The organism is Nocardia sp. CA-290969, assembly GCF_050936135.1.
In the GTDB taxonomy this organism is placed as follows: Bacteria; Actinomycetota; Actinomycetes; order Mycobacteriales; family Mycobacteriaceae; genus Nocardia.
On sequence record NZ_JBNJNJ010000001.1, the window covers coordinates 4,714,110 to 4,730,423 of the forward strand.

Here is a 16,314-nt window from a genome sequence, read left to right on the forward strand (position 1 = left end):
ATCGCAGATCCGCGGATCACAACCGTTTCGGCTTGGACGCCACAGATATACCGGTCATCCAGCCGGTGAGGTCATCGGGACCGAGGAAGCCGACCGCCCGCAACTCGGGGGTGTAACGACGGATGTCGATTGCGTCGAACGGATCGGTGGTGTCGTGCCGCCGGCGAGTGGATCGGCTGAACAGGAAACGCATCCACGGCGTGGGCCGGGCGTCGGCCAGCACCAGCCGACCGCCCGGACGCAGCACGCGCCACATTTCGGAAATCGCCGCCGCGCGATACTCCTCTGGGATGTGATGCATCACGAAGGTGCACGTCACCACATCGACGGAGGCATCGGCCAGCGGTAACTGCTGCGCCGGAGCCTGGACATAGCGGTGGTTCGAGTGATCGTCCCGCCGGCGGTTGTAGTCGACTGCGGACGCGGAGGGGTCGATACCGACCACACTGCCCATCGGCCCGACCTGCGCGCCAAGAGCGCGAACAAGTTTGCCCGGGCCGCAACCGATATCGACGGCGTCCTCACCGGGGCGGGCTCCACTTGCCCGGACGAGTTCGCTGAGCAGCCGGCGATGCCGACCGAGGAACCAGACGGCGGTGAACACGTTATAGCGACGCATACCCTCGATGACCAGGCCCGTATCGGGGGTGTCGACGAACATGGGGGCGCGGGTGCGCTGATCTGATGTCATGTGTCGATCGTCGCCACCGGGGCCACGATCGACCAGAATCAGATAGGCCTGATCCGTCCGTTTCCGGACATACCCGGCCGGACTGTCCATCGAGAGAAGACGTATGAGTATCCCCGACCGCCGGGTCCGGCGGACCCGCGAGGCCCTGCACCGGGCCCTCATCGAGCTGATGATGGAGCGTGCCTACGACCGCATCACCGTGAGCGATGTGATCGCGCGGGCGGACGTCGGGCGCTCTACCTTCTACGCTCACTACCGGGACAAGGACGACCTGCTCGTGGTGAGTTGCGGCGAGCATCTGCGGCATGAAATCGCCCGCTCACCGGACCGGGCGCGGTGGACGCCGGTCCGGGTGATGATCGGGCTGGCGGCGGGGTATCCGGAGGTATATCAACCGTTGATCGGGCCCAAGGCGACGACGACAGCGTTGCGCGGATACCGCAGCAGTGTCGCGGACATCCTGCGCGAACACCTCGACGAGCAGCCCGGACCGGCCGTCGACGACCTCACCGTCACCATGCTGTCCTGGGCGCTTGTCGGCCTGTTGACGGCGGTCACCGACCGTACGAACCCGGTCGGCCCCGAGCCGGCATGGCGGCGTTTCGCTTCCCTCTGCGGCGATGCGCTCCCGGCCGAGTCCCAGGAAACACCGGACAGCCCATGACTCACGGGCGCAATTCTGTATGCCCAAGTCCCGATACGAGGACGGGCGCATGAACCGCGCCGGTTTTGTCCGCCGGAACCGGAATGCCGCGAGGTAGTTTCGCGGCATGAGCACAATGCAGGACCGCGGACCGGTGTTCGACGGTGTGAAGATCGGCCGGCCCGCGACCGGTGCACTGATGGACGCCGGCTACCGGACGATCGCCGACCTGCCGCCGCGACTGGACGACCTACTCGCGCTCCACGGAGTGGGCCCCCGGGCGATCCAGCTGCTGGACGAAGCCCGGCGTCGCGAACACCCCTGAAAAGCCGTAGTCCCGGGTTCTTCCGGGCGGGCGCAGGATGCGCCTCGCGGCTGAAGTGACGGTCGCCCGATCGATAGTCCAGGGTCTCCTGCCGGACCGCGCGTGGACGAGCGGACCTGTCAGTTGCCGCGACGCCCGAGGTCGGGCCAGGGTGGGCGGCGCAGGATCGCCAGACTCGCGATCACGGCCGCGAGCAGGCCGATCAGTTCACCCATGAGGGCTATCCGGTCGACGTCGACCGCGGGAACCCAGGTCGCCGACCCGTCGCGTACGACGAATACTCCGGCGGGCCGCATCACCGTGCTGAACAGGCCGCGGCGGGCGACGGTGATGACGATGGCACCGTCGGATGTTTCGAACGGTTCACCGTAGACCGGCGCGGAATCGTCCGCCGGAAGTCCCGATCGGTCCCGAATTACCATGTGATGCGCCCCAATCCCTCGGCTCTACCGCCACCGACGTGCCGGTGCGGCGAAGCCTACGGTGGAACTCGGTCGCAGCAGGGCATTTCTACGCCGGGTCGTGACGTGCCACCCGGGCGGTAACGCACAACAACAGAACGGGACGGTCCGGGCTCCATGCGTTTCCGTGTCGCGCGCTGTCGACGGCCCGAACTCCCCGGAGCGGACAGCCGAAAGCAGATGCGGGCATACCCGCAGCACCCCTCGTGCGCTTCGGCCGGTCCGTCCGGTCCCGTCAGGCGGCGGCCCATTTCTCCGGATGCAGATGATGCTGGGTGAGTGCGTTGGCATGCCCGTGCCCGAAACCGTGTTCGGCTTTCAGGAATTCGACGAGCTCTTTGTGTGACGACAACCCGGAGTCCCGCAGGACGGCTTTCCACTCCTCGATACCGCGGCCGTACTTCGCCTCGATGGACGGGAAATAGGACGCGGGACCTTTCGGCTGTGCCGCCATGGTGGTTCTCCTTGCTTCATACAACGTTCCAACGCATAGGACGGGGTGCGACCCGGGAAATCGTCGCGACATCATCTGTGACTCGAACCACATAGGGCGATGCGGGATACCACCGTGGGCTCACTGATAGTTGCGCAGCATCGCCGCGGTGAGTTCCCGGATCCGTTCGCGTGCTTCCGGCGGGCCGGTGACCGTGAAATCATCGGCGAACTGCAGGAGTTGCCGCACATCCTCGACCACCCGGCAGGCCACGCTGATGTGTACCCGCCCGCCTTGCTCCGGTGGCCGGACGGTCAGGCGAGTTCCGAGGATCCGTTTCGCGCGTTCCAGCTGGCCGGCGGTCAGTTCACCCTCGATCCGCAGGGCACCCGCGTTCTCCCAGTTCGCGGAAAGTTCCGCGGCGACCGTGTGCAGGCTCGCCCCGGCCCGCAGCCGCCGTGCTGTGCGCAGCGCCCGCCATCCGGCGATCCGTTCCAGCGAGTAGAGGCGCGGGTGGGCGTTGTGGTCGGCCACGAGATACCACCGGCCGCCCTTTGCCAGCAGCCCGTACGGGTCGACCACCTGCCAGGCCGGTTCGGTCTCGTTCGAGCGGCGGTAATTGATCCGCAACCGGACCCCGCGCCGCAGGTCACCCAGTAACGCCGCGGGGCTTATCCCCTCACCGGCCCGCCCGAACCACGGCCGGTTATCGGTGGTCACCACGGCATGCACCGGCAACAGATTCTCCGGACGCATACGACCCGGAGCCACCTTGCTCCGCGCCCGGCGGCCGTCGGGGCCGCCACCGAGTTGATCACGTTGCGCATCGTCGAGCCCGGACAACGCGAGGTGGTCGCGTTCGTCCGGGGTGAGCCGGGCGAGGTCGAGCGCACCGCCGGGCAACAGGGTCACCCCGCCCCATCGGCCCCGGCGCACCAGTATCGGGAACCCGGCATCCTGCAACCACTGCACGTCCCGGAACACCGTCCGCACCGAGATGTCCAGCTCATCCGCCAGTTCGGTGGTGGTCACGGTTTCCCGGGACTGCAGGGCGATCAGCAGGGAGAAGAAGCGATCGGGCGTCATAGCGGAAGATTCTTCCGGAAACCTGCCGGAATCTGTCGGGTATAGCAGCGAACCTCATGTCGTCCACACCAACGGCAAGAGGAGAACATCCCCATGACCACTCCGAACATGTTCATCGTGTACGTCGGCGACGCGGCGGCCGCCGCCCGTTTCTACGGCGATCTGTTCGATATGAAGCCGGTATTCGAGTCCCCGCGCTTCATCGCCTTCGACCTCGGCGGCGGAATCCAGCTCGCCGTCTGGAGCGGTGTGCAGGACCGGTTGTCCCGCGACATCCCTCGTACGAGCGAACTCTGCCTGGCCCTGCCGGGTGGACCGGAAGAGATCGACGAGCTTTTCCGGAAATGGGCCGGTAAGGGCGTCGAAGTCGTCGCGAAACCGTACGACGAGGTCTTCGGTCGCACATTCGTGGTAGCCGACCCCGACGGCAACCTCATCCGGGTCGCACCCGTCGACTGATACCCCTGCGGTACGTAGGAACAACGGAACGGAGCCTCCCACACCAGGTGTGGGAGGCCGCTTCCGAGACCCGCGCAAGCGGGCTCACCTGATTCGAGGTAGGCAAGCGGTACGGCCGCTCATCGTGCAGGGCCGCCCTGCGCGACACCGGCACGTACCGCGCTCACCCGAGCACCACGGTGCCGTCTCCTTCTATACGCCAGGAGGGGTTGTGCGCGATCTCCCACACCACTCCATTGGGGTCGGCGACGTGACCGTTGAAGATGCCCCCGAATTCGCTCTCCCGCGGCGTTTTCAACACCGTCCCGCCCGCGGCGACCATCGCGTCTACAGTACTGACGACCTCCTCGCGACTGCCGACGTTGTGCGACAGCGTGAGCCCCGATACCGCCGCCCGATCGGACCCGTCGGCGATATCGGCGTTGAACTTCTCCGCAAGAAAGAAGCCGAGCACCAACCCGGGCGCGATCTGGAAGAAAACGATCTCCCCCGGCACATCCATCAGCGGTTCCCAGCCCAACCCCGCCGCATAGAACTGCCGCACCGCGTCGAGATCCGGTGTGGCGATCGTGAGGAAATGCGCCTGCTGCTTCACGAAGACTCCCGTCGAACGTGTGGTCCCGGCCGCCGCCAGACTACCGCCGTCGCGGCTCCGGATCGGCCTACCGGAGGCAACCCAGGGCGGGTCGCCGGCGGCCGACGCATCAGGTCCGCAGTCACTGACCCGGCGAGCCTCGAACGCTGCCCCCGCAACGCCGCCTACGGCCTGGGTTTGCAGAGCACGCCGCTGCCCTGCGGGGGCTTGGCCTGGTGCACTCCGGGGAGGTCTTCGGCTTCCAGACGATCGGCGCGACCACGACCGACGGCCGGAGCGCAACGGTGATGGTCAACCTTTTTCCAGGGTCGAGCGAAGCGCAGGACGCTGATATACACGCCGCCCTCACGACGGCACTGTGCGCAAGCCGCCCTTCGAAATCCTGAGGCACAGACGAGTCGACCCGCCGAGTGATCACCGTTGCGATCACTCGGCGGATCGACTTCCTTCAGAACAGTTCAGGTGTCGCCGGTGGCAGATCGTCGAGGAAGGAACTCACCATCGGTACCAGTACCGCCGACTCCCCGCTGATACCGATATGCGATGTCGCGGGCAGAATCACCAAGCGCGCGGCCGGGGCCTTGTGCAACATGCCCGATGCCGCCGCTTCTTCGTCACCGCCCCCGCGCAGCGTGAACATCTGCAACGCATGCTCCGGTTTCACGCCGTCCGCATCACCGATTATCACCATCGTTTTCGCGGAGATCGAACGCATCTGCGCGTCGCTGATGTTCTGGTCTTCGATATTCAGCACCTTCATCTTTTCGAGGTAGGCGGCGAATGCCGTGGGATCCGGCGTGTGCTCGAGGAACGCCGTCTCGACGGGTGTACCGGCGAACATTGCCGCGTCGAGACCCGCGATGCCCTCCAGCACCGAGGGATACCAGCCGTCCTTGCGGAAGGTAGCCGACAGCGAAACCAGTTTGCCCACGAGTGCCGGGTGACGGAGCGCGAGCTGTAGGGCGACCCCACCACCCTGCGAGTAGCCCATGACATCCGCGCGCTCGACATCCAAGGCGCGCAGCAATTCCGCCGCATCGTCGGCGAATTGCTCGTACGACATCGTCCGCGAAGTATCCGGGGTGCGGCCGTGCCCCTGCTGATCGAAGACGATCACCGCCCGCTCGCCCGCGAAACCGGATATCCACGACGTCATCGAGTCGGTGGCCATGAATGCGCCGGGTATGAGCAGCAGCGGGGACGTTTCCGAACTGCCGAGCTCACCGTGCACTTCGTAATACAGGCGCAGACCGTTGATCGGCAGGTGACCACTGCGCGAAGGCTTCGTTGCCGTCATTTCGAGCTATCCCCTCGCGCACCGGAAACCGGAGTAGCGTCGGCGTCCGGACCGTACAGCCGGGCAACGTCGGGCGAATCGAGCCACTTGGAATAGGTGGGCGATTTCGGCCACCCGTCGGGTGAATCCTGCCATTCCTCCTGGCGGCCCCACGGCAGGATATCGACCAACGCGAACGTGTAGCTGAGCTGCTCGGTGCCGCGGCCGTTGGTGTGCCAGGTGCGGTAGACCTTGTCGCCGTCGCGGAGAAACACGTTCACCGCGAAACCCCCGCCGGGCGGTGCGTCCACATCGGTACCGAACGAACTCTCCGAGGACGAATACCAGTCCATCATGTTGCCGACCTTCGTCTTGTAGGCCAGCGCCTCACCGATGGGTCCGTTGGTGACGACGACGAAGCGGGCGTCGTAGTTGTCGAGCCAACCCAGCCGGACATACTGAGACGTGAGCCCGGTACAACCGCCGCACTGCCACTCCGCACCATCGGACCACATGTGGTGGTAGACGATGAGCTGAGAGCGCCCGTCGAAAACGTCGACCAGCCGGATAGGGCCGTCCGGGCCGATCAGTGTGTAGTCCGGCAGCTCGACCATCGGCAGCCTGCGGCGTTGCGCGGCGATCGCGTCCAGTTCACGAGTGGCGGCCTTCTCCCGCTTCCGCAGATCATCTAGCGCGGTCGCCCACGTCTGCCGGTCGACGATCGGCGGCAAGGCGCCGGCGGTGTGCTCGGTCATGATTTCCTCCAGAGTCCGGATGGATCTGCTCTGGATATGTGGACCGGGCCCGGAGCCGGAAATCATCGCTCTCCGGGGCATCCACCGTTGGCCGGCGCGATCTGCGACTCGATCTGATCCACTATCAGGCTGTCCAGCGCCCTGATCGGAGAGCGGCTACGGATTCCAGCATTCCCGCTCGGTCGAGTGCGTCGAGCACATCCTCGGCCGTTTCCGGAGGGTGGCGCCGTGAATCCGCAATCTGCTGGACACACGCCCATACTCGCCGATCGTCGATGCTGATCTGCTCGAGGAGGAATTCGTCAGGGCTCTTGGCTTCCACATTCCACGGATTCAGGCTTTCCGGTGGAAAGTCGGAGAGATTCCACGTAACGATCGTCGACGCGTGGCACTTTATCGCAGCAGCCAGTACATGCCGATCATCTGGATCTGGGAGCTTCAGTACTTCGATCAGCGGTTCGTAGCCCGTGACCAGGCTGTCCGGAACTGCCGCATTCATCAGTGCCCGCAGCCGGTCGAGCTTGGCTCGCTGAATATCCGGGCGGCGCGCCGACAGATTCTCGAGCGCCTCGTCGAGGATTCGTTCAGACCACTTCGCCTGCACCAGACGGGACCGGGCGACCCGTATCAACATGTCCCGCAAGGTGTTGCCGTACAGGACGTTCGCGTCGTAAACGACCACACAGGGCATGTCAGATACCCAGTTCCTGACCCAACTCGGAGAGCTCGTCGGCCGCAGCGCGACCGGACTCTTCGAGCCGGCGCTGGTAGGCGCGAAGATCATCGAACCTGACGCGTCGATGGGTGCCCACCAGGCGGAACGGAATCTCACCCGATTCCAGGAGGCCGACCAGATAGGGCCGCGAAACGTTCAGCATGTCCGCGGCCTGTTGCGTGGTCAATTCCGCGTCGGAGGGGACAATGGTGACGCCTCGGCCACCCGCCGCTTCCGCCAGCACGAAGGCGAGCAGATCGACGACCGCGCGTGGCACCACCAAGGCATCATCGCTGCCGACCTCCCGGCCGACCGAAATGGCGTCCTCATCGGGATGCCGGGCAAGATAGTCGCGAATGCGGCGCATAGCTCGCGCGGCGACCTCGGCATCGATGGCACCCGGCTCGATTCGTTTCGCAGTGTGTACACCCGTCACGACTCACCTCCACGACCAGGATAGCAATAAACGAAATAAACGAAACAGGCGTCGATGTCTCCGACCCCGGAGAAGGCGAGTGATGCCAGCGAGCTGAGCGGCGCCTCTGAGCGCAGAGCGGCGGCTCCCCAATGCCGCCACCGGCCACGTCGACGCCTTCGCGCATCTGTCACCGGACACAGACGAGTCCACCCGCCGAGTGATCGCGCGATCACTGAGCGGGTGGACTCGAAACCTCCTACTGCGTACCCACTGCGGTCCGGAGACCGGAAGCAGGGGTAGAATCGCAGGTCAGGCTTACACGTCGAAGTAGAGTTCGAATTCGTAGGGGTGGGGACGGAGGTTCACCGGGGCGATTTCGTTTTCGCGCTTGAGGGTGATCCAGGTTTCGATCAGGTCCTCGGTGAAGACATTGCCTTCGGTGAGGTACTCGTGGTCGGCCTCGAGGCGGTCGATCACCGACGCCAGGCTGGTGGGAGCCTGCGGGATGTTCTTGGCCTCCTCCGGCGGGAGCTCGTAGAGGTCCTTGTCGACCGGGGCCAGCGGCTCGATCTTCTTCTTGATGCCGTCCAGGCCGGCCATCAGCATGGCGGCGAAGGCCAGGTACGGGTTGCCCGAGGAGTCCGGCGCGCGGAACTCGATGCGCTTGGCCTTCGGGTTGTTGCCGGTGACCGGGATACGGACCGCGGCGGAGCGGTTGCGCTGCGAGTACACCAGGTTGATCGGGGCTTCGAAGCCCGGGACCAGGCGGTGGTAGGAGTTCACGGTCGGGTTGGTGAACGCCAGCAGCGACGGCGCGTGGTGCAGGATGCCGCCGATGTAGTGGCGGGCCAGATCCGACAGGCCACCGTAGCCGGCCTCGTCGTGGAACAGCGGCTTGCCGTCCTTCCACAGCGACTGGTGGGCGTGCATACCCGAGCCGTTGTCACCGAACAGCGGCTTCGGCATGAAGGTGACGGTCTTGCCCTCGGCCCACGCGGTGTTCTTCACGATGTACTTGAACAGCTGCAGATCGTCGGCAGCGCCCAGCAGGGTGTTGAACTTGTAGTTGATCTCGGCCTGGCCGGCGGTGCCGACCTCGTGGTGGCCGCGCTCCAGCTCGAACCCGGCGTTCTGCAGGTTGGTGGAGATCTTGTCGCGCAGGTCGACGTAGTGGTCGTAGGGGGCGACCGGGAAGTACCCGCCCTTGTTACGGACCTTGTAGCCGCGGTTCGGGCTGCCGTCGGGGTTGGTCTTCGCGCCGGTGTTCCAGGAGCCCGAGATCGACTCGACCTCATAGAAGGCGCTGTTCATGCCGGAGTCGTAGCGGACCGAGTCGAAGATGTAGAACTCGGCCTCGGCGCCGAAGAACGCGGTATCGGCGATACCGGTGGAGCGCAGGTACTCCTCCGCCTTGCGCGCGATATTGCGCGGGTCGCGGGAGTAGGACTCACGGGTGAAGGGGTCGTGCACGAAGAAGTTCATGTTGAGCGTCTTCGCCGCACGGAAGGGGTCCAGCGCCGCGGTGCCGAAGTCCGGCAGCAGCAGCATGTCGGACTCGTCGATGGACTGGAATCCCCGCACCGAGGAACCGTCGAACGCAAGGCCTTCTTCGGCCAGGTCGGCAGTGAACGCCTTCGCCGGGATGGAGAAGTGCTGCTGCACACCCGGCAGATCGCTGAAACGGATGTCGACGTATTCGACATCCTGATCCGCGATGTACTTGATGACCTCGTCGGCCGTGCTGAACGTCACTTATATCTCCTTACGGATAGATTCCCAGCCAGTATCGAGTGCGGGGCGTCGCGAACCGACGCTATGGACCGGGTGTTTCCCGGCAGTCAAGGCCGTGTTTCGCCAGTGTTACACGTGCCGACCAGCCGGTGTCGTCGGCCACGCCACGGACACTACTCCGCGCTCACCTGCCGGAACGGCCCCGCCCCGGCCGCCGGGAGAGCGGTCACCGCCGGAAATGCCGGAAATCGACGGGCATATCCTGGGGTCATGGCACGTGTTACCGGATCCTGGCTCACCGGACCCTCCGCCGATTCCGGCGATCCGGAAGCAAGCGAGTACCGGGGCGAACATATCGGTCTGCCTCGTAAGGGAGCGGGGTCCCTGGTCGGTCTCCCCCGGCGCATCGCGGCGCTGATGGTGGACTGGGTCATCTCGATCGGCATCGCCGCGCTGATCGTGCGACCCGATCCGCAGCAGATCATCGCCGAATCCGACCCGCCCCCCGGGGTGGCCGAGCCCACGGCCTTCGAAGCGGTCTCGGCGGCGTTGAGCACCCCGACCTGGCTGGTCTGGATGGCGATAGGGATTGTCGCGGTCGCCCTGTTCGGCTTCACCCCGGGGCAGTACTTCCTGCGACTGCGGGTGATCCGGGTCGATATCCCGGCGCGGGTCGGTTTCCTGCGCGCATTCGGCCGGCAGGTGCTGCTCACCTTCGTCGTTCCCGCCCTGTTCACCGATGGCGACGGTCGCGGTATGCACGACCGCGCCACGGGCACCGCGGTGGTCCGCTCGCGCTGACCGAGTGACGGGACCCGGCCGTACGATCGCCCGGTGTCACTGAAACCCGCCCTGCTCGGCGTCCGGTTCCTGCTGGAGTTGATCGCCCTCGTATCCTTCGCGGCCCTCGGCTGGCGGGTGACCGACAATCCGAGCCGATGGCTGCTGGTCGTGTTACTACCGGTGCTCGCGGCAGCGGCCTGGGGTGTGTTCGCCGTGCCGGACGACCCGAGCCGTTCGGGTGCGGCTCCGGTCGCTGTTCCTGGACCGGTCCGACTGGGTATCGAATTCGCCGTGCTGTGGGGCGGAGCAGCCGCACTATGGGTCGCCGGACTGCCGCGTCTGGCGTTGTTCTCCGCAGCGGCCATGCTCCTGTACCAGGTCGTAGCCTACGACCGGGTGATCTGGTTGGCGAAGCGCTGACCTTCCAGGCTTACCGACCGAGCCGCGGATAGTTGACCTCCGTGGTTCGGGGCCCGTCTCGGATCTGGACTGACGGAGCGGGGGAGCGAAGCGGAGGAGCGGAGGAGGGAAGATTCGAGACACGAGGGGGCCCCGAACCTGCGCCGCCGGAGGCGGCGCCGAGAACTCAGCGGCGGCGGATGGTGCGCTGCATACCGCGCATCTTGGCGTTGGTGGGCATCGGGCCCTTCGGCATGGCCGGGCCGCCGCGGGCGCTGAGGGCGCTGAGCCGGCCCTCGATCTGATCCATCCGTTTGGTGTCGATATTGCGGGGCAGTTTGGTGAGGTAGCGCTGCAGTTCCTTGAGCGGGACCTGACCTTCCTCGTTACCGACCACCACGTCGTAGATGGGGGTGTCGCCGACGAGGCGGGCGGTGCGCTTCTTCTCCTGGGCCAGCAGTGAGCGCACCCGCTGCGGCGAACCCTCGGCCACGAAGATCACGCCGGGCAGCCCGATCACCCGGTGCACCGCGTCGAGCTGGGTGGTGGCGGCAATACCGTTGCTCACCCGCCATTTGCCCTGGAGGTTGTCGAGCACCCAGGCGGCGGCACCGGCCTGGCCTTCGGCTTTGCCGTAGACGGTCTTCTGTACGCGGCGGCCGAAGATGATGAAGGCGAACAGCACACCCAGCAGCAGGCCCAGCGGCAGCAGGAACCACTGCACATCGAAGAGGAAACCGATCCCGAACAGCACCAGCGTGGTGACCACCACCGCGCCGATCATCAGCGGCAGCAGCAGTTTGTCCTCTTTGCGCTGCATCTGGAACGCCTGCCAGATCTGCTGACGACGTTCCTTCGACTGCTGTTTGCGCGCCGCTTTCGCCGCGGCCTTCGCCTCTTTGTCGGGCTTGCCTGCTGCCATGAGTCCCACAATAATGCCCGCACCCGGACCGCCGGTCACGGGACGGGCAAGCCATTCGAGCCGGTCGGGCCGCCTGCACCCCCGCCGCCGGCCCGAGTCCAGCGGCCGGACGGCCCGGCGCCACGATCCGCTCGGCCACCGCCACCCGGAGCATCCGGCAACATCGGGGGCGCGGGGCGAGGACAATACAGGGATGTCCACCAACCTCGAGACCCGTCCGTCGTCCGGCGACCCGGTCGACGACGCCACCGCGGAACGGCTCGCGGTCGCGTTGCGCTGTGTCACCGTCTCCCGCGAGGAGGTCGCCGACTCCGGTGCGGAAACGGGGACGAACGCCGCGCAGAACTCGCTCGATGCGGAATTCCGCCGGCTCGGCGAGCACCTGGAGGAATCCTTCCCGCGGGTGCATGCCGAACTCGAACTCGAGAAGTTCGGGCACAGCCGGCTCTACACCTGGCGCGGGATCGACGACACCCGGACCGCCGCCCTGCTGCTGGCGCACCAGGATGTGGTGCCCGCCGACGATCCCGGGCGCTGGACGCACCCGCCGTTCGCCGGAGTGGTCGACGAGGAGTTCATCTGGGGTCGCGGCGCGATCGACGACAAGAGCCGGGTGCTGGCAATCCTGGAGGCCACCGAATCCGCGCTGGCCGCGGGTCTACGCCCGCGGCACACGATCTATCTGGCCTTCGGTCACGACGAGGAAGTGTTCGGCGATGCGGGCGCGGTCCGGATGGCGCAGCGGCTGCGCGAGCGCGGAGTACATGCGGATCTGCTGCTGGACGAGGGCGGCGTGATCACCGACGGCATCGTCGGCGATGTGCGGGTGCCGGTGGCGACGATCATGGTCGGTGAGAAGGGGTACGCGACGGTCCGGCTGTCGGTCACCGATGCGGGCGGGCATTCGTCCATGCCGGGCCGGCAGACCGCGATCGGGCGGCTGGCGCGGGCGGTGAGCCGGCTCCAGGACCATCCGATGCCGTTACGGGTGACCCCGGTGGTCACCGATATGCTCACCCGCCTGCGTCCGTACCTGCCCACGACCAAACGCCGGCTGCTCGGCTTCGCCGGGGCGGCGGCGCCGGTGGTGTCCCGGATCCTGGCCGCGTCCCCGCAGACCGAATCGATGGTGCGCACCACCACCGCGCCGACGGTGATCCACGGCGGAGTGAAGGCGAATGTGCTGCCGCAGCAGGCGGAGGCGCTGGTCAATTTCCGGATCCTGCCCGGCGATACGGTCGAATCGGTACTGGCGCACTGCCGCCGGACCGTGCGCGACGAGAACGTCCGGATCGAATCGGTGGGGATGACCTCGGAACCGTCCGCGGCTGCGGTCCCAGGGCCGCAGTTCGATCTGGTCGCCGAGATCACCCGGCAGGTGGCGCCGGAAGCCGCCGTCACCACCGGGTTGGTACCGGGCGCGACCGATTCCCGGCACTACGACGATCTGGCGGGTACCCGGTGCAATTTCGCGCCGATCCGGCTCACCGCGGCCGACCTGGAACGAATCCACGGAAACGACGAACGCCTCTCCCGGGTGAACTACGCTCGGCTGATCGAGTTCAACCGGCGCCTGTTCACCGCCCTCGCCGAGCCGCAGCGGGGCAACTGACCGGCCGAGGGCATCAGGAGCCGGGAGGATGCGATACCGCCACCGGCGCTTCGGCCGCCGCGAACCGTATGCACGGGCTTCGCGGGAGCAGCAGTGATGCGATACCTCCGCTGCGGCTACCGCGGACCACATGTATTTCCTTCGAGGGAGGTCCGATGACCGGCGACCAGGGTATCCGCACACAGCGCGGGGAATTCGAGCATGCGGGCCACCGCTTGGCGCGACGCGCCTGGCTGCCCGCCGGGCCGGTGGTCGGCGTGATCGTGCTCGTCCACGGGGTGGCCGAGCATTCGGGACGGTACGAATACGTCGGGCAGACGCTGGCGGCGGCGGGTTTCGCGGTGCACGCCCTGGACCATGTGGGTCACGGAGAGTCCGCGCGGGTCGGCGCACCGGCGAATCTCGGTTCGGTCGACGACGCCGCGGACAAGGTGGCAGCCCTGCTCGACCTCGCCCGGGCCGAGCATCCCGGCGTGCCGGCGTTCCTGATCGGGCATTCGATGGGCGCGCTGATCACCCTGTACCTGGCCACCCGGGCTCCGCTGGATGTTGCGGGGGTGGTGGTCTCGGCGCCGCCGTTGCTCATCGATGCCGGCAATCCCGTGCAGCGACTGTTCGCACCGGTGATCACCCGGATCGCGCCGAATCTGGGTGTGCTGAAACTGGATTCGTCGCAGATCAGCCGCGACCCGGACGTCGTCACCACCTACGACAACGATCCACTGGTATTCCGCGGCAAACTCCCCGCCCGCACGGCGACCGAAATACTGACCGCCGCGGGCCGAGTCCTCGACCGGCTCCCGGACCTGCGGGTCCCGACTTTGGCGATGCACGGTACCGCCGACGCCATCGCCGCCCCGGCGAGCACCGACCGAATCGAACAACGCGCGGGCACAACGGATCTGACGATCCGCCGTTACGACGGCCTGTACCACGAGATCTTCAACGAGCCCGAACGCGACCAGGTGCTCGCCGATGTCGTCGCCTGGCTGACCGCCCGGCTCCCGGACTCCGCGCCCCGGTAAACGGAGTCCGTGGTCGACCGGCGGCTCGCCTCCTGCCGGGCCGGGTGCACGCTGTCGATCGGAAGAGCGGAGTCACCGGCATACAACGCAGCGTTGTCGGCCCGCCGATCGGTATTCCGCCGAGCAGGACCGGGCTGAACAGTGGGATCACCGGATACCGAGCGGCACGGCTGCACGATCGGCCGCCGCGGAGGCAGTACCGCCCCGGAACTGTTCTCCGGCGTCACTCGGGCCGATGGACGCTCGACCTGTTGAGCGACGCCGGTAGGCAGCACGGGCCCCGCCGCAGCAGCACCAGCGGTCGGTGACAGCATCGGGCACCACGCGATGCCGTAGGGGCGGCTCGCATCCGAACAATGTGATTTCCAGTGTCTTTCGGCCGCCGGGATCCGGACGTCGCTTATCGTCGTCGGCGTTCAGCCGGGGGCACCGCCTATGCGTACTCGGTGAGGCAGGCCTGTTCGCCGTCGAGGACGCCCAGGCGGAAGGCTTCCAGGCGCAGGTAACCCTCGGGAACGACCTCGCCGTTCACATCACTGGCCGCCAGCCCGTCGGACAGCAGGCCGGAGACCGCTTCGTCCAGGTCCCCGGCGGACAGGCGTGGGTTGCTGGTCTCCTGGCTGAGCGCGGTGGTGACCACGCCGGCGAGGCAGGCGGTGCGCAGGCCGGCGGTGTCGGCGCCGGTGAGGGTGAGTTGTTTCTCGTGCTGGTACAGCAGGGCGTAGCGGGAGATGAACACGACGAAGGCGTTGTAGTCGCCGCTGACGATCGCCGAGAGCGGTTCGTCCTCCGAACCCTGCTCCCCCGCGCGTTCGGCCAGGGCGTCGACATCGGTGCCGATCACCTCCGTGGCCGGGCAGTACGCGACCGGCTCGGTGGGGGTGGCGTCGGCGCAACCGGTGGGTACGCCGTCGTAGTCGTACCGGGGCGTACCGCTGACCGGCAGGATATCGCCGAGTGCGGCCGCCATATCCTGCAGCGAATCCTCGGTGACCTCGAGCTGCAGGTATTCCTCGCCCGGTTCGAAGGTGACCGGCAGGCCCGAACGCCGGTTCTCGATCTCCTGTTCGTCGATCTGGGCACAGGAACCGGCGCCTTCCATATAACCCATCTGCACGGCAGTGACCCGCTCGAAGGCGGTGCCGTGCACATTGTCCGGATCGTTGGGGTCGCGGTCGCGCACGGCCACCGTGGCGCCCAGGACGCCGTTGAGACCGTCGCTGGTGTTCAGCGTGAAATGCGGTGAATCGCCTTCCGCGACATGGCGGAGGAACACCCCGGCCAGGCAGTCGGCCTGCTGTTCGGTGACCAGGCCCGGGGTGTCCTCGGTGGCGATACCGGCGGGGATCTGCAGGGCGTGGCCGTATTCGTGGGCCAGCACCATCACCACGGCCATTTCACCGAACTGCTGCACCAGTTCGGGCAGCAACACACCGCGATCCCAGCCGATCGAATCGTCCAGCCCGCAGTAGGCGGCGTTCACCAGTTCGTGGGTGCTGACGGTGCAGAACTCCACCGAATCGCGTTCCGCGGCCGTCGCGTCCCAGGAGATCAGCTTCGGGACGGGCCGGAATTCACCGGGGAAGGTCGCCGAATAGTTCTCCGCCCAGAACGCCTCGATATCGGCCACCGCGTTCAGGGCGAGGCGGTCCATTTCCCCGCCGTCGCTGTTCTCGGCCCGGCGGTCGGTATCGGATACGCCCTCACGTGGCCCGCTGGGGCCCGTGCTGGTCGTCGCCCCCGCGATCTGCCACGGATTGTCCGGATCCGTCGCGTTCTGCGCGGAATTCGCGTCCGAGCACGCCGACAGCGCGGAAACCGTCAGCATCGCCGCGGCCGCCAGCCCCATCAGCCGCGACCACCGTGTCCTCGTCATTTGTTTCTCCCCGTATCCCGTGCCGGGCCGTCGGCGGCCCGGCAGCGCCCGGGCGGCGGTATCGCGTGCCCGGACCGGTGATCATCGAATCACAAGGCGGGCAACGGCG

19 protein-coding genes are annotated in these 16,314 nt (G+C 66.8%); 7 read left to right on the forward strand and 12 right to left on the reverse strand.

Features of this window, described 5'->3' with window-relative positions; translation table 11 throughout:
- Nucleotides 1-16: 16 nt before the first annotated feature.
- Nucleotides 17-691, reverse strand: coding sequence for a class I SAM-dependent methyltransferase (locus ACQEVO_RS21530; RefSeq protein ID WP_432915938.1), 675 nt, complete (start codon nt 689-691; stop codon nt 17-19).
- 103 nt (nt 692-794) lie between these two features.
- Between ACQEVO_RS21530 and ACQEVO_RS21535 the strand changes: the two genes are divergently transcribed.
- A complete protein-coding gene (locus ACQEVO_RS21535) occupies nt 795-1,355 on the forward strand; it encodes a TetR/AcrR family transcriptional regulator (protein WP_432915940.1) in 561 nt (186 codons plus the stop codon).
- 106 nt (nt 1,356-1,461) lie between these two features.
- A complete protein-coding gene (locus ACQEVO_RS21540) occupies nt 1,462-1,659 on the forward strand; it encodes a helix-hairpin-helix domain-containing protein (RefSeq protein WP_432915942.1) in 198 nt (65 codons plus the stop codon).
- Nucleotides 1,660-1,778: 119 nt separating this feature from the next.
- On the opposite strand, the gene ACQEVO_RS21545 is transcribed toward ACQEVO_RS21540, so the two are convergent.
- The 3 genes from ACQEVO_RS21545 to ACQEVO_RS21555 form a co-directional block, all read right to left on the reverse strand.
- Nucleotides 1,779-2,081, reverse strand: a complete 303-nt coding sequence (locus ACQEVO_RS21545) for a hypothetical protein (protein ID WP_432915944.1) — start codon at nt 2,079-2,081, stop codon at nt 1,779-1,781.
- A gap of 274 nt (nt 2,082-2,355) precedes the next feature.
- Complete coding sequence (locus ACQEVO_RS21550; protein ID WP_432915946.1) at nt 2,356-2,574, reverse strand: DUF4287 domain-containing protein; 219 nt, start codon at nt 2,572-2,574, stop codon at nt 2,356-2,358.
- Nucleotides 2,575-2,694: 120 nt separating this feature from the next.
- Nucleotides 2,695-3,639 (reverse strand): helix-turn-helix transcriptional regulator, encoded by a 945-nt coding sequence (locus tag ACQEVO_RS21555; RefSeq protein WP_432915949.1) that lies wholly within the window; start codon nt 3,637-3,639, stop codon nt 2,695-2,697.
- A gap of 93 nt (nt 3,640-3,732) precedes the next feature.
- Here ACQEVO_RS21555 and ACQEVO_RS21560 point away from each other — a divergent pair, with 93 nt between their 5' ends.
- Nucleotides 3,733-4,098: a VOC family protein gene (locus tag ACQEVO_RS21560; RefSeq protein WP_432915951.1), complete on the forward strand. Its 366-nt coding sequence runs from the start codon at nt 3,733-3,735 to the stop codon at nt 4,096-4,098.
- 163 nt (nt 4,099-4,261) lie between these two features.
- Here ACQEVO_RS21560 and ACQEVO_RS21565 read toward each other — a convergent pair whose 3' ends face one another.
- The 6 genes from ACQEVO_RS21565 to glnA all read right to left on the reverse strand — a co-directional run bounded on the left by ACQEVO_RS21565 (nt 4,262) and on the right by glnA (nt 9,609).
- Nucleotides 4,262-4,693, reverse strand: a complete 432-nt coding sequence (locus ACQEVO_RS21565) for a VOC family protein (RefSeq protein WP_432915953.1) — start codon at nt 4,691-4,693, stop codon at nt 4,262-4,264.
- A 448-nt stretch (nt 4,694-5,141) separates the two neighbouring features.
- Nucleotides 5,142-5,990, reverse strand: coding sequence for an alpha/beta fold hydrolase (locus ACQEVO_RS21570; protein ID WP_432915955.1), 849 nt, complete (start codon nt 5,988-5,990; stop codon nt 5,142-5,144).
- Complete coding sequence (locus tag ACQEVO_RS21575; RefSeq protein ID WP_432915957.1) at nt 5,987-6,724, reverse strand: DUF899 domain-containing protein; 738 nt, start codon at nt 6,722-6,724, stop codon at nt 5,987-5,989. Before ACQEVO_RS21575 ends, ACQEVO_RS21570 begins: the two co-directional genes overlap by 4 nt.
- Nucleotides 6,725-6,848: 124 nt before the next feature.
- Nucleotides 6,849-7,415, reverse strand: coding sequence for a PIN domain-containing protein (locus tag ACQEVO_RS21580; protein WP_432915958.1), 567 nt, complete (start codon nt 7,413-7,415; stop codon nt 6,849-6,851).
- Nucleotide 7,416: 1 nt separating this feature from the next.
- A complete protein-coding gene (locus ACQEVO_RS21585) occupies nt 7,417-7,875 on the reverse strand; it encodes an excisionase family DNA-binding protein (RefSeq protein WP_432915960.1) in 459 nt (152 codons plus the stop codon).
- A 297-nt stretch (nt 7,876-8,172) separates the two neighbouring features.
- Nucleotides 8,173-9,609: a type I glutamate--ammonia ligase gene (gene glnA, locus ACQEVO_RS21590; protein ID WP_432915962.1), complete on the reverse strand. Its 1,437-nt coding sequence runs from the start codon at nt 9,607-9,609 to the stop codon at nt 8,173-8,175.
- A gap of 249 nt (nt 9,610-9,858) precedes the next feature.
- Between glnA and ACQEVO_RS21595 the strand changes: the two genes are divergently transcribed.
- Complete coding sequence (locus ACQEVO_RS21595) at nt 9,859-10,389, forward strand: RDD family protein (protein WP_432915964.1); 531 nt, start codon at nt 9,859-9,861, stop codon at nt 10,387-10,389.
- 33 nt (nt 10,390-10,422) lie between these two features.
- Nucleotides 10,423-10,791: a YrdB family protein gene (locus ACQEVO_RS21600; RefSeq protein ID WP_432915966.1), complete on the forward strand. Its 369-nt coding sequence runs from the start codon at nt 10,423-10,425 to the stop codon at nt 10,789-10,791.
- A gap of 166 nt (nt 10,792-10,957) precedes the next feature.
- Here the strand turns inward: ACQEVO_RS21600 and ACQEVO_RS21605 are convergent, their stop codons facing one another.
- Complete coding sequence (locus ACQEVO_RS21605) at nt 10,958-11,692, reverse strand: DUF4191 domain-containing protein (RefSeq protein ID WP_432915967.1); 735 nt, start codon at nt 11,690-11,692, stop codon at nt 10,958-10,960.
- A gap of 193 nt (nt 11,693-11,885) precedes the next feature.
- Between ACQEVO_RS21605 and ACQEVO_RS21610 the strand changes: the two genes are divergently transcribed.
- Both ACQEVO_RS21610 and ACQEVO_RS21615 read left to right on the forward strand, forming a co-directional pair.
- Complete coding sequence (locus ACQEVO_RS21610) at nt 11,886-13,304, forward strand: M20/M25/M40 family metallo-hydrolase (protein ID WP_432915969.1); 1,419 nt, start codon at nt 11,886-11,888, stop codon at nt 13,302-13,304.
- 155 nt (nt 13,305-13,459) lie between these two features.
- Complete coding sequence (locus ACQEVO_RS21615; protein WP_432915971.1) at nt 13,460-14,329, forward strand: alpha/beta hydrolase; 870 nt, start codon at nt 13,460-13,462, stop codon at nt 14,327-14,329.
- 433 nt (nt 14,330-14,762) lie between these two features.
- Here the strand turns inward: ACQEVO_RS21615 and ACQEVO_RS21620 are convergent, their stop codons facing one another.
- Nucleotides 14,763-16,205 (reverse strand): metallopeptidase, encoded by a 1,443-nt coding sequence (locus tag ACQEVO_RS21620; RefSeq protein ID WP_432915973.1) that lies wholly within the window; start codon nt 16,203-16,205, stop codon nt 14,763-14,765.
- Nucleotides 16,206-16,314 lie beyond the last annotated feature (109 nt).

Excerpts from the sequence above, each read along its gene's own strand:
- ACQEVO_RS21615 (WP_432915971.1), top strand. The coding sequence starts at position 13,460 with ATGACCGGCGACCAGGGTATCCGCACACAGCGCGGGGAATTCGAGCAT.
- ACQEVO_RS21550 (WP_432915946.1), bottom strand. The coding sequence starts at position 2,574 with ATGGCGGCACAGCCGAAAGGTCCCGCGTCCTATTTCCCGTCCATCGAG.
- ACQEVO_RS21595 (WP_432915964.1), top strand. The coding sequence starts at position 9,859 with ATGGCACGTGTTACCGGATCCTGGCTCACCGGACCCTCCGCCGATTCC.
- ACQEVO_RS21620 (WP_432915973.1), bottom strand. The coding sequence starts at position 16,205 with ATGACGAGGACACGGTGGTCGCGGCTGATGGGGCTGGCGGCCGCGGCG.
- ACQEVO_RS21610 (WP_432915969.1), top strand. The coding sequence starts at position 11,886 with ATGTCCACCAACCTCGAGACCCGTCCGTCGTCCGGCGACCCGGTCGAC.
- ACQEVO_RS21555 (WP_432915949.1), bottom strand. The coding sequence starts at position 3,639 with ATGACGCCCGATCGCTTCTTCTCCCTGCTGATCGCCCTGCAGTCCCGG.
- ACQEVO_RS21580 (WP_432915958.1), bottom strand. The coding sequence starts at position 7,415 with ATGCCCTGTGTGGTCGTTTACGACGCGAACGTCCTGTACGGCAACACC.
- ACQEVO_RS21605 (WP_432915967.1), bottom strand. The coding sequence starts at position 11,692 with ATGGCAGCAGGCAAGCCCGACAAAGAGGCGAAGGCCGCGGCGAAAGCG.
- ACQEVO_RS21575 (WP_432915957.1), bottom strand. The coding sequence starts at position 6,724 with ATGACCGAGCACACCGCCGGCGCCTTGCCGCCGATCGTCGACCGGCAG.
- ACQEVO_RS21570 (WP_432915955.1), bottom strand. The coding sequence starts at position 5,990 with ATGACGGCAACGAAGCCTTCGCGCAGTGGTCACCTGCCGATCAACGGT.
- ACQEVO_RS21560 (WP_432915951.1), top strand. The coding sequence starts at position 3,733 with ATGACCACTCCGAACATGTTCATCGTGTACGTCGGCGACGCGGCGGCC.
- ACQEVO_RS21540 (WP_432915942.1), top strand. The coding sequence starts at position 1,462 with ATGAGCACAATGCAGGACCGCGGACCGGTGTTCGACGGTGTGAAGATC.
- ACQEVO_RS21535 (WP_432915940.1), top strand. The coding sequence starts at position 795 with ATGAGTATCCCCGACCGCCGGGTCCGGCGGACCCGCGAGGCCCTGCAC.
- ACQEVO_RS21545 (WP_432915944.1), bottom strand. The coding sequence starts at position 2,081 with ATGGTAATTCGGGACCGATCGGGACTTCCGGCGGACGATTCCGCGCCG.
- ACQEVO_RS21530 (WP_432915938.1), bottom strand. The coding sequence starts at position 691 with ATGACATCAGATCAGCGCACCCGCGCCCCCATGTTCGTCGACACCCCC.